At 67.8% G+C, this 12485-nt stretch carries 6 protein-coding genes; 5 read left to right on the forward strand and 1 reads right to left on the reverse strand.

Translation table 11 applies throughout. The annotated features are described in order from the left end of the window. Positions 1-61 precede the first annotated feature (61 nt). From AC1DER_RS11715 to AC1DER_RS11735, 5 genes are all read left to right on the forward strand, one after another. A complete protein-coding gene (locus AC1DER_RS11715) occupies positions 62-349 on the forward strand; it encodes a hypothetical protein (RefSeq protein ID WP_477243647.1) in 288 nt (95 codons plus the stop codon). A 328-nt stretch (positions 350-677) separates the two neighbouring features. Beyond that, positions 678-6497, forward strand: coding sequence for a fibronectin type III domain-containing protein (locus AC1DER_RS11720; RefSeq protein WP_477243645.1), 5820 nt, complete (start codon positions 678-680; stop codon positions 6495-6497). Positions 6498-6823: 326 nt separating this feature from the next. Beyond that, positions 6824-8335, forward strand: coding sequence for a xylulokinase (xylB, locus tag AC1DER_RS11725; protein WP_477243643.1), 1512 nt, complete (start codon positions 6824-6826; stop codon positions 8333-8335). Positions 8336-8385: 50 nt separating this feature from the next. Continuing rightward, positions 8386-9723, forward strand: a complete 1338-nt coding sequence (xylA, locus tag AC1DER_RS11730; protein WP_477243641.1) for a xylose isomerase — start codon at positions 8386-8388, stop codon at positions 9721-9723. Between the two features lie 112 nt (positions 9724-9835). Beyond that, complete coding sequence (locus AC1DER_RS11735; protein WP_441816971.1) at positions 9836-11269, forward strand: sugar porter family MFS transporter; 1434 nt, start codon at positions 9836-9838, stop codon at positions 11267-11269. A 68-nt stretch (positions 11270-11337) separates the two neighbouring features. On the opposite strand, the gene AC1DER_RS11740 is transcribed toward AC1DER_RS11735, so the two are convergent. Further along, the gene (locus tag AC1DER_RS11740) at positions 11338-12414 is read right to left on the reverse strand and encodes a LacI family DNA-binding transcriptional regulator (RefSeq protein ID WP_441816970.1); all 1077 of its coding nucleotides are present in this window, start codon (positions 12412-12414) and stop codon (positions 11338-11340) included. Positions 12415-12485: the final 71 nt, after the last annotated feature.

The raw sequence follows: 12485 nt of genomic DNA on the forward strand, positions 1-12485 counted from the left end.
ATCCGGTGGTGCAGGCAGCTCCGCTTCGTGGGAAGCGTCTGTCGATGCCGGCTCGTCGGCTGTGGACATCGGTGACGTCAGCGACGCGCTCGATCCAGAAGCAGGTTTGCCGATTCTGGCGGTAGTCGCGCTGGCGGCAGTGGTCGCCGTCGCCGTTATCGCCGCCGGATGGGTGGTCTGGTCCGCGCCCGTGCTGATGGCGGAACTCCTCGTGGACGCTGCAATCGCCGGCGGACTCTACAGGCGCATGCGCAGAACGCAGGCGCAGGGATGGTGGTGCGCCGGGGGCAACCACCCTGATGGAAGCGATGCGCGCATGACCTGGCGGTCCGCGGCGATCCGACCGTGACCAACATCACGACACAACGGTGATAGACTTCCGCGACTCGCCGGTGGCCCGAGCTTTCCTCCGGGCCCATTGGCGAGCAGGCCGCCCTTGTTTCTGACGGCGGGGGGCCGAAGGGGATCCAACGATTTGCAGCTTGCGTTGCCGAAGTGAAGCGGCGACGTCGTGTCCGTGCGCCGTACCAGGCGTCGCGGTGCTGTGGCCATGGGGTTCGCTTTTTCAGGACGGGCGCGTTTGCCCGGCTGATCAGTCCGTCAGGGAATCGTCGGGGGGCGGTTCGTGGCGGGTCAAGCCTGCGTCCCTGCGACACCTCAAGGTGAAAGGGGACATCGTGGGAATTTCGTTGAGCACGCGCCAGGCGTGGCGTCGTTTTGCGCAGACCATCGGTCTGCTGCTGTGCGCGGCCGCGCCGTCGGTTCAGGCGGCGTCCTTCACCGATGACTTCAGTTCATCGTTTGCCCAGGGCACTACTGTCACGCGCTCATTGGGCGGGCAAACGTTCACCTTCGCATTCGTCGGAAATGGCGATCTGGCGTGGGACAACGACTCCAGCCCGGGCAACCCGGCCCTGTCGGCCCTGTCGGCCCTGGAAGACCCCGCCATCGAGCGGGTCGACATCGCCCGCACCGACGGCGCCGACTTCGTATTCAATGGCATTCACGTCGACGTACTGATGGGTGCCACGACGACGGTTCAAGCCTACCGGAATGGCGCGACGGTCGGCGCCGCGCAGACCGTGTTCCCGGGGCAGAGTGTCGCGTTGAGCTTCGGCGCGATCGTCGTCGATGAAATCCGCATCTCCTCGAGCGACTTCTTCTCCACCAACTTCGACAATTTCATTGGCGACACCACGGTGCCTGCACCGCCGGTGGTCAGCGACAGCAACATCAGCATCCTCGGTGCGAGCGGTACCGGCGGTGCCTACAAGATCGGCGATACCGTCACCGCGCGCTGGAACAATTCGGCCGCCGGCGACAACAACGCCGGCGTCACCGGCGTGACGGTCGATTTCAGCCAGTTCGGCGGTGGCGCGGCTACGGCCGCGACCCTCAGTGCCGGAACGTGGACTGCGACCTACACGATCACCGCTGGCTCCATCGACACGGCCTCGCGCAACGTGAGCGTGACCGCGACCAACGCAATCGGCTCGACCACGCGGGCCGATACCACCAATGCCACGGTCGACAGCATTGCCCCCACCGTCACCGAGGGGCGCATCGGCATCTCCGGCGCAAGCGGCACCGGTGGCGCGTACCGGATCGGCGATACCGTCACCGCGACCTGGAACAACACCGCCGGCGGCGACAACAACGTCGACAGCATCAGCTCGGCGACGGTGAACTTCCTGCAGTTCGGCGGCGGCGCGGCGGTAGCGGCGACCAACAGCAGTGGCACCTGGACCGCCACCTACACTCTGGTCGCAGGCACGATCGACGCCGGCAACCGGAATGTGTCGGTCACCGCGACCGACAACGCCGGCAACGCCACCACCACGGCCGACGCCAGCAATGCCACCGTGGACAACGTTCGCCCCACCGCAAGCAGCATCGCCGTGAGTGGTACCCCGGCCGCGACCGCCACGAGCATGGCGTTCGCCGTGACCTTCAGCGAACCGGTCAGCAACATCTCCTCCGATGATTTCACCCTGGTGGGCACCGGTACCGCGTCGGGCACGATCGACAGCGTTTCCGCGGCCACGGGTGCCAGCATCAACGTCAACATCGTCGGTATCACGGGCAGCGGCACGCTGAAGGTGAACCTCAACGGCGGCACCGACATCGTCGATGACGCCGGCAATGCCGGCGTGGCCGGTTTCAGCGTTGGCTCGTTCCACACCGTGGCGGTTCCGACCGCGCCGGCTGCGCCGACGATCGGCACGGCAACGGCCGGCGACGGGCAGGCATCGATCACCTTCACCGCGCCCGGCAGCAATGGCGGGTCCGCCATCACCACCTACACCGCGACTGCCAGCCCGGGTGGCGCCTTCGGAACCTGCGCAGGGCCTGCGGCCTGCACCGCGACGGTCACCGGCCTGAGCAACGGCACGGCTTACACCTTCACCGTCACCGCGACGAACGCGATCGGCACCGGCGTGCCGTCGACCGCGTCCAACGCGGTCACGCCCAAGGCGACCCAGACGATCGCCTTCGGCAACCCCGGCGCGCAGACCTTCGGCACGTCGCCCACCCTGACGGCCACCACGACGTCGGGCTTGACGCCGGTCTTCAGCTCGGCCACCACCGGCGTTTGCACCATCACTGGCGGCGGCGTGCTGACCTTCGTCACGGCCGGTGCGTGCACCATCGACGTCAACCAGGCGGGCAATGGCGCGGTCAACGCGGCGGCGACCGTCACGCACACCTTCACTGTCAACGCCGTGATTCCGGCTGCGCCGACCATCGGCACCGCCACCGCCGGCGACACGCAGGCCACGGTCACCTTCACCGCTCCGTCGTTCACCGGCGGCAACTCGATAACCGGATACACCGTGACAGCCAGCCCCGGCGGCGCTACCGGCACCGGCAGCAGTTCGCCGATCACCGTGGCCGGCCTGACCAATGGCGTGACCTACACGTTCACCGTCACCGCCACCAACGCCACGGCCGGTACCGGTCCGGCGTCGGCGGCGAGCAATGCGGTGACGCCGGCCAGTCCGCAGGTGATCACCTTCGCCAATCCCGGCGCGCAGAACTTCGGCACGACGCCGACGCTGACGGCGTCGGCGGACTCGGGCTTGTCCGTTTCGTTCACTTCGTCCACCACCGGTGTCTGCACGACCACCAGCGGTGGTGCGTTGACCTTCGTGGCGACGGGCACCTGCACGATCAATGCAGATCAAGCCGGCGACAGCAGCTTCCTGAGTGCGTCGCAGGTTTCGCGATCGTTTACCGTCAATGCGGTCGCGCCGGGCGCACCGACGGCGGCCGTCGCCACTGCCGGCGACACCGCTGCCAGCATCGCGTTCATTGCGCCGACCTATACGGGCGGGGCTCCGATCACTGGCTACGTCGTGACATCCAATCCGGGTGGAATCGTCGCCGTGGGCGCTGGCTCGCCCCTCACGATGGTCGGTCTGACCAATGGCGTGCCCTATACCTTCACCGTGACGGCGACCAATGCGGCCGGTACCGGTTCGGCATCGGCCGCTTCCAACTCGATCACTCCGGCTGCCACCCAGGCCATCACGTTCAACAATCCCGGTGCGCAGAACTTCGGCACGACGCCGACGCTGACGGCCACCGCCGACTCGGGCCTGACGCCCGTGTTCACCTCGTCCACGACCGGCGTGTGCACGATCACCGGCGGCGGCGCGTTGACCTTTGTCGCCGCTGGCACCTGCACGATCAATGCCGACCAGGCCGGCAACGGCAGCTACCTCGCGGCCGCGCAGGTCAGCCGAAGCTTTGCCGTCAATGCAGTCGTGCCGGGCGCCCCGGTGATCGGTGTCGCCAGCGCTACCGGACCGGGCTCGGCGAGCGTGAGCTTCACCGCGCCGGGCTTCACCGGTGCAAGCGCCATCACTGCCTACACCATGACCTCGTCCCCGGGCGGCGTCACCGCGACTGCCACCGCCTCGCCTGCTGTCATCACCGGCCTCACGCCGGGAGTGACCTACACGTTCACGGTAACGGCCACGAATGCGGTAGGCACGGGCGCAGCTTCGGCCGCATCCAACGCGGTTGTTCCCATTCCTGCACTGGCGGTGTCGCCGGTCAGCGCAACCATTCCGTATTCGGCGGGCGCCACGGCCATCACGCTGGATATTGTCGGCACTGCGGCTTCGGTAGCCATCGACACCGCGCCCGCGCATGGCACGGCCGTGGCGAGTGGGACCACCATCACTTACCAGCCCAACGCCGGCTATGCCGGTGCTGACAGCTTCAGCTACACCGCCACCGATCCCTACAGCACGACGGCGCCCGCCGCGATCAGCATCACCGTCGCCAACGCGACCGTGGCCCTGGCCGCGACGGCAACGCCGGGCGCAGTGGGCGGCACGCCGTACCACCATCAGTTCAGCGCCAGCGGCGGCACCGGACCGTATTCGTTCCAGTTGCTCTCGGCGAACCTGCCTGCCGGTATGACGTTGGCGGCAAACGGCGAGCTGTCAGGCACGCCGACCGTGGCAGGCACCTTCAACCTGACCGTGAAGGTGACCGACAGCAGCACCGGTACCGGACCGTTCTCGGACCAGCGCGTCTACACCCTGGCCGTTGCCGCACCGCAGCTGGCGTTCGCGCTCAGCGCATTGCCGCAGGCCACGCACGGCGCCGCATACGATCAGCCGCTCGATGTCTCCGGCGGAACGGCGCCGTACGCGTTTGCGATCACCGCCGGTGCGCTGCCTGCCGGCTTGACGCTGGACGCTGCCGGTCGACTGTCCGGTGCGCCCGAGCAGGCGGGATACTACGCCTTGACCGTCCAGGTGCGCGATGCCTATGGCTTTGCCGCCAGCCAGGCGTTCGACCTGCAGGTCGAACAGGCCGCGCAGGTCATCACCGCATTCGTGGCCAATCCCGATGCGCCGGTATTCGCGCACAACGGCCACTTCGCGGTGTCGGCGACCGGTGGCGCATCGGCCAATCCGGTGGTGTTCGCCAGCAGCACGCCTGCGGTCTGCCAGGTCAGTGGCGCAAGCGTTGCGATGCTGTCGGCGGGCGTGTGCGGCCTGTCTGCAAACCAGGCCGGTGACGCGAACCACGCCGCCGCTGCCCCGGTCGTGCTGGAAGTGACGATCGCCGCAGCCGCACCGACCCTGCAGTGGGTCGACGGACTGCACAAGGTGTACGGCGAGCCGAGCTTCGAATTGCCAGAGCCGCAAAGCGACAGCGGCGGCAGCTTCACCTACAGCAGCGACAACGCACAGGTGGCCACCGTGAGTGGCCGCACCGTGACGCTGGTCGGTGCCGGTACGGCCGTCCTGACCGCCACCCAGGCTGCTTCGGGCAGCTTCACCGCCGGCTCGGTGCAGATGCGCCTGGTAGTCGACGACCGGCCCGATCCGACGCGCGATGCAGACGTGGTGGGCGGGCTGCAGGCGCAGGTCGATGCCAGCGTCCGCTTCGCGGCCGCGCAGCAAGGCAACATCCGCGGTCGCCTGCGCCAGGTCCGCAATGGCGACAACGCATCGAGCACCGCACTCTCGCTGGCCTATGTCGGCGAACCCGGTTCGCAGGGCATGGCGATGCCTGTCGGCCAGGCCGTCGGCGGCCGCTGGCCGATGCTGGCCAATGGCTGGGGCATATGGGCCGCCGGTACGGTGAACGTCGGCCGGAGCGGGGACGGACAGCGCTACGACTTCCAGACTGACGGTGTCTCCTTCGGCGCGGACCGGGCACTGGGCGACCACGCCCTGATCGGCCTGGCCGGCAGCATGGCCAAGCACGACGGCGACGCCGCCGGTTCGGTATCGAGCGTGGATGCAGACCAGCGCTCCCTCACGCTGTACGGCCTGTGGGGAGCTGGCGAGCACTTCTACGTGGATGGCCTGCTGGCCTACGGCCAGCTCGACTTCGACCTGGTTCGCTGGAGCGAGGCGGCCGGACGCGCCGCGAACGCACAGCGCGATGGCGATCAGCTGTTCGGATCGTTGAGCCTGGGCTACGAGCATCACGGCCCCAATGGATTGTCGCTGACCGGCTATGGCCGCCTGGACGGCAGCCGCACCACCCTGGATGCGTATCAGGAGAGCGGGCTGGGCATCTACGACCTCGTCTATCGGGAGCAGACGCTGCAGAACACCTCGATGGCCGTTGGCCTGGAAGGCAGCTACGAGTTCGCCGGAAGGAACGCGCGCCTGCGTCCTTTCTGGACGGTCGAGTACACGCAGGCGCTCGAAAACCAGGGGCTGGCGCGCATCAACTACGCGCAGCAGCCGGTTTCCAGCGACTACGGCCTGCGACTGCGCAGCTACTACGACGATCTGTTTTCGATCGGCGCCGGCATGGACATCCGATTGCAGACGGGCTGGCTGTTCACGCTGCTCGTCGGGCACGAGCAGGGCGGCAACTCCACGAGTGCCAACAGCGTGGGCGTGTCGATTTCGTACGGCGCGGGAGCTGCCCGTCCTGCATCGGCGCCGGCCTCGTCCGTCGCGGACCAGGAGCCGGCCTGCAGCGGGCGCCAGTGCCGTCGACAGGACGCGCGCTGATCGTCGCCATCAGGTACGGCGGGCAGGGGTGACCCCTCCCGCCGATGGCATGCCGCCATGCGCAACGCATGGCGGCCGGGTGCCGGGACCTCCCGGAGCCCGCCGGTAGGGTCATCCGCGCACGTGGCCCCCTGCGACCCCTGCGGTAAGTCATTGCCCCATAAGGCATTCCGCATTGCAGCAAGCCATTTCCCGAAACGCTGGGTAGAGTGCCCACATCCGTCCCGGGACCCCCTTAGACCTATGAATCGGCTGGCCAACATCCCCAGTGATGTTTTTTTATGCGTCCAGAGTGGTAGCGCTAACTTTTTTTCTGGAAGGTCCGCATGAGCCTGTTCGTCGGCCTCGACGTTGGTACCCAGAGCGTCAAGCTGATTGCCTACGATCCGCAGGCACGCAAGGTCGTGGCCACGCACGGCCATGCGCTGGAGTTGATCGCGGGCGATGACGGCAGCCGCGAGCAGCACGCGCAGTGGTGGATCGATGCGATCCGCGCCTGCTTCGCGCGCATGGAGCCCGCGCACCGCGCGCGCGTGGGCGCGATCGGTGTCTCCGGACAGCAGCACGGCTTCGTCCCGGTCGATGCCGCGGGCGAGGTGCTCGCGCCGGCCAAGCTGTGGTGCGACACCAGCACGACGGTCGAGTGCGACGAGATCATGGCCGCGGCCGGTGGCGCGAAGGGCTGCATCGCACTGGCGGGCAATCCGATCCTTGCCGGCTACACCGCATCGAAGCTGCCGTGGACGCGCAAGCACCGGCCCGAGGTCTACGCGCGCCTGGCCGCGATCATGCTGCCGCACGACTACGTCAACTTCTGGCTGACCGGCGAGCGCTGGATGGAGTACGGCGATGCCTCCGGCACCGGCTGGCTCGATGTACGCACGCGCCGCTGGTCATCGCGCATGCTGGCCGCGACGGACGCGCAACGCGATCTCGCGGCGCTGCTTCCGCCGCTGGTCGAAGCCGATGCCAGCTTCACCATCGCCGCATCGATTGCCGACCAGCTGGGCCTGCCGCACGGCGTGCGCGTGGCCGCCGGCGGTGGCGACAACATGATGGCGGCCGTGGGCACCGGCAATGTCGCCTCGGGCGTGCTGAGCATGAGCCTGGGCACGTCGGGCACGCTGTTCGCGCACGCCGACCATCCGGTCGTCGATGAAGCCGGTGGCTGGGCCGCGTTCTGTTCCTCGACCGGTGGCTGGCTGCCGCTGATCTGCACGATGAACTGCACCGTCGCCACCGAGAGCGTGGCGCGCATGTTCGGCTTCAGCAGCCGCGATGGCGATGCGGTGATGGCCGACACCGCGCCCGGTGCAGGCGGACTGGTGATGCTGCCGTTCCTCAATGGCGAGCGCACACCGGACCTGCCGCACGCGCGCGGCTCGCTGCACGGCATGGATTCGACCAACCTGACCCGCGGCAACGTCTACCGCGCGGCGATGGAGGGCGCGACCTACAGCCTGCGCTACGGCTATGACGCATTGACCGCCGCGGGGCTGCAGTTCGACGCGATCCGCCTTACCGGCGGTGGCAGCCAGAGCGCGGCATGGCGGCAGATGGTGGCCGACGTGTTCGAGCTGCCGGTCGCCGTGCCGGAGCAGAGCGAGGGCGCTGCGTTCGGCGCCGCGCTGCAGGCGCTGTGGGCGCACGGCCGCGCCAACGGCGGCGGCGACGACATCGCCACCATCGCACGCGAACACGTCGGCACCGACGAGGCGTCGATCGCGCGCCCCGACGGCAGCGCCGCTTCGGCTTATCGCACCCATTACCGCCAGTTCCGCCGCCACCTCGATGCGGCCATGCAATTCCACGCCAACCCCAACAACCCCAAGCCCTGACGCCAGCCGGGCTGCGGCCCGCCACCCAAACACACTCAGTGACTCCGACCATGACGACTCCTTTCATCGGCGCCCGCGAATACTTCCCCGGCATTGGTCGCATCCCCTACGAGGGACGCGATTCCGACAACCCGCTGGCGTTCAAGCACTACGACGCCAACAAGCGCATCGGCGACAAGACGATGGCCGAGCACCTGCGTTTCGCGGTGTGTTACTGGCACAGCTTCTGCAATGCCGGCCACGACCCGTTCGGCCCGGGCACGCGCGTCTATCCGTGGGATGCCGACGCCAAGCCGCTGGCGCGCGCCGAGGCCAAGGCCGACGCCTCGTTCGAGTTCTTCACCAAGCTCGGCGTGCCGTACTACTGCTTCCATGACATCGACCTCGCACCCGACGCCGAGGACATCGGCGAGTACGAGAAGAACGTCAAGCACATGGTCGCCATCGCCAAGGAACGCCAGAAGGCGACCGGCATCAAGCTGCTGTGGGGCACCGCCAACCTCTTCAGCCATCCGCGTTACATGAACGGTGCGTCCACCAACCCGGACTTCGCCGTGGTCGCGCGCGCTGCCGTGCAGGTCAAGGCCGCGATCGAGGCCACCGTCGAGCTGGGCGGCGAGAACTACGTGTTCTGGGGCGGCCGCGAAGGCTACGCCTCGCTGCACAACACCAACATGAAGCGTGAGCTGGCCCACTTCGGCCGCTTCCTGACGATGGCGCGCGACTACGGCCGCAGCCTGGGCTTCAAGGGCAACTTCCTCATCGAGCCCAAGCCGATGGAGCCGATGAAGCACCAGTACGACTTCGACTCGGCCACGGTCGTCGGCTTCCTGCGCGAGCACGGCCTGGACCAGGACTTCAAGCTCAACATCGAAGCCAACCACGCCACGCTGTCGGGGCACACCTTCGAGCACGACCTGCAGGTCGCCTCCGATGCCGGCATGCTCGGCAGCATCGACGCCAACCGCGGCAATGCCCAGAACGGCTGGGACACCGACCAGTTCCCGACCGACCTGTACGACACCGTTGGCGCGATGCTGGTGGTGCTGCGCCAGGGCGGCCTGCAGCCGGGCGGTCTCAACTTCGACGCCAAGGTGCGTCGCGAGTCGACCGACGCCGACGACCTGTTCCTGGCCCACATCGGCGGCATGGACGCGTTCGCGCGCGGCCTGGAAGTGGCGCACGCGCTGCTCAACAAGTCGCCGTGGGAGCAGTGGCGCGCCGAGCGCTACGCCAGCTTCGACAAGGGCGCAGGCAACGACTTCGCTGCCGGCAAGATGGACCTGGCGGCACTGAGCGCGCTGGCGGGCAAGGCCGGCGAGCCGGCCAAGCTCAGCGGCAAGCAGGAGCGCTATGAAAACCTGCTCAACCAGTACCTGATGCGCTGAGCGGCACAGGCCTCCCCCGTTTCCGGCAAACGGGGGAGGGATGCGACATCACCGCGCGCCATGCGCGGCGACAGGGGGCCGGAGAAGTACCGCTCACAACTCAGGGGTAGCCATGAACAGCGCCACGCTCGAAAATGCTCCGTCCAACCGCGACGCCGAGAACACCCGCCTGATCGTCCTGGTCAGTTGCGTGGCCACCATCGGCGGCTTCCTGTTCGGTTTCGACAGTGGCGTGATCAACGGCACCGTCGACGGACTGCAGCAGGCGTTCGGTTCCAGCAAGGCCGGGCTCGGCTTCGAGGTCGCCTCGATGCTGCTGGGCTGCGCGATCGGCGCGTTCTTTGCCGGACGCCTGGCCGACCGTTGGGGCCGGCGCTCGGTGCTGATCATCTCCGCCGTGCTGTTCCTGCTGTCGGCCATCGGCGCCGGCGCTGCGGCGACGTCATGGATGTTCGTCACCGCGCGCGTGCTCGGCGGTTTCGCCGTTGGCGCCGCCAGCGTGATGTCGCCGGCCTACATCGCCGAGGTGGCCTCGGCGCGCTACCGCGGCCGCCTGGCCACGGTGCAGCAGATCGCGATCATCGGCGGATTGTTCTGCGCCTTCCTGAGCAACTACCTGTTGGCCAAGGCCGCCGGCGCCTCGACCGAAGGGCTGTGGCTGGGGCAGGCCGCGTGGCGCTGGATGTTCTGGGTGCAGTCGGTGCCGTCGCTGCTGTTCCTGTTGCTGCTGCTGACCATTCCGGAGAGCCCGCGCTACCTGGTGGTGAAGAAGCGCCAGGCCGATGCGCTTGCGGTGCTCACGCGCCTGTACGGTGCGGCCGAGGCACGCACCAAGCTGGCCGAGATCGATGCATCGCTGTCCTCCGACCATCACCGCCCGCAGCTGAGCGACCTGATCAACAAGGCCACCGGCAAGGTCCGTCCGATCGTCTGGATCGGCATCGGCCTGGCCACGTTCCAGCAACTGGTCGGCATCAATGTCGTCTTCTACTACGGTGCGGTGCTGTGGCAGGCGGTCGGCTTCTCCGAGAGCGACGCGTTGCTGATCAACGTGCTGTCGGGTGCGCTCAGCATCGGCGCCTGCCTGGTCACAGTGCTGCTGATCGACCGCATCGGCCGCAAGCCGCTGCTGTGGGTCGGCTCGGCCGGCATGGCGGTAGCGCTGGCGATGATGACCTGGGCCTTCACCACCGGATCGATCGATGCCAACCACAAGCTGGCGCTGTCGGACTCGATGGGCACGCTGGCGCTGGTCGCGGCCAACGTCTACGTGATCTTCTTCAACATGTCCTGGGGCCCGGTGATGTGGGTGATGCTGGGCGAGATGTTCCCCAACCAGATCCGCGGCTCGGGCCTGGCTGTGGCCGGCGCGGCGCAGTGGACCTCGAATTTCACCATCACCGTGACCTTCCCGATCCTGCTGGGCAGCATCGGCCTGGCCGGCGCGTACGGCATCTACACGGTGTGCGCGATCATCTCGGTGTTCTTCGTCCTGCGCTACGTCTACGAGACCAAGGGCAAGGAACTGGAACAGATGGAAGGCTGAGCCGGAGGATGGATGCGGTTCCACCCGTTCCGGCGCGCGTTGCCATGAAGCCCGCAATCATGCGGGCCTCACCGGTTGGTGGTGCCGCCCGGCTTGGCCGGCGGCGCGACCGAGTCGCGCGAAACCAGCTGGTGCGGCAGGACGTGGTCGACCACCACGCGCGTGTTGCGATCCTTGCGGCGGATGTTGCGCAGCAGGATGTCGACCGCCGAGTCGGCCATCGAGGCGATCGGCTGGTGGATGGTGGTGAGCTCCGGCCACACCGTGGTCGCGGCCGAGGTGTCGTCGAAGCCGACGACCGACAGGTCGCGTGGTACGTCGAGTCCGCGCCGGTGCGCGACCGAGATGACCGCCGAGGCCATGTCGTCGTTGCTGGCGAAGATCGCGGTCGGCGGATTGCGCAGCCCGAGCAGCGTCTCGGTGGCGTCGAGGCCGGAGCGATAGGTGAAGTAACCCTGCTGGACCAGCGCCGAATCCAGCGCGATGCCCGCTTCGTTCATTGCGGCCTGGAAACCTTCGTAGCGGCGCGCGCTGGCGGTCTGGTTCGGGTTGCCCTTGATGTAGCCGATGCGGGTGTGGCCGAGCGAGATCAGGTGCGCGGTGATCTCGCGGCTGGCGTGGAAGTCGTCGATGCGGACGCTGGAGATCTCCTGGCTGAAGCGTCCCGATGCGATCGCCACCACCGACACGCCGGCGCTGACCAGTTCGGACACGATGGCCTTGGACTCGCACAGCGGCGGCGGCAGGATCGCGCCGGCGACGGTCTTGGCCAGCGCACGCGCGGCATGGCGCTGCTGCTCGGCGTCGAAGTTTTCCCAGGTGTCGATGACCAGTTGCGCGGCGGTTCGCGACGCGCCGTTCAACGCACCCACCAGCAACTCGCGCAGGTACGCCGCGCTGGGGTTGGTGTAGATCAGTGCAATGCGCGTGTCCTGCGCCGCGGCCAGCGAACTGGCAGCCTGGTTGGGCGTGTAGCCCAGTTCGCGCACCGCCTGGGTGACGCGTTCGCGGGTGGACTCGCGGACCTTGCCGTAGCCGTTGACGACACGCGACACCGTCATCGGCGACACGTTGGCGAGCGCGGCCACCTCGTCGATGGTGACGGCGCGACCCTTGCGGCGGACGGACTTCTTGGGCTTTTCCAACGTTCCTTCCTTCGCGTTGCTTAGGTCGGCGCAGACGTTCTCACCAACGTGAGTTTCCACACCAAAGTGAC

It is taken from the genome of Lysobacter sp. 05T417 (genome assembly GCF_056396405.1).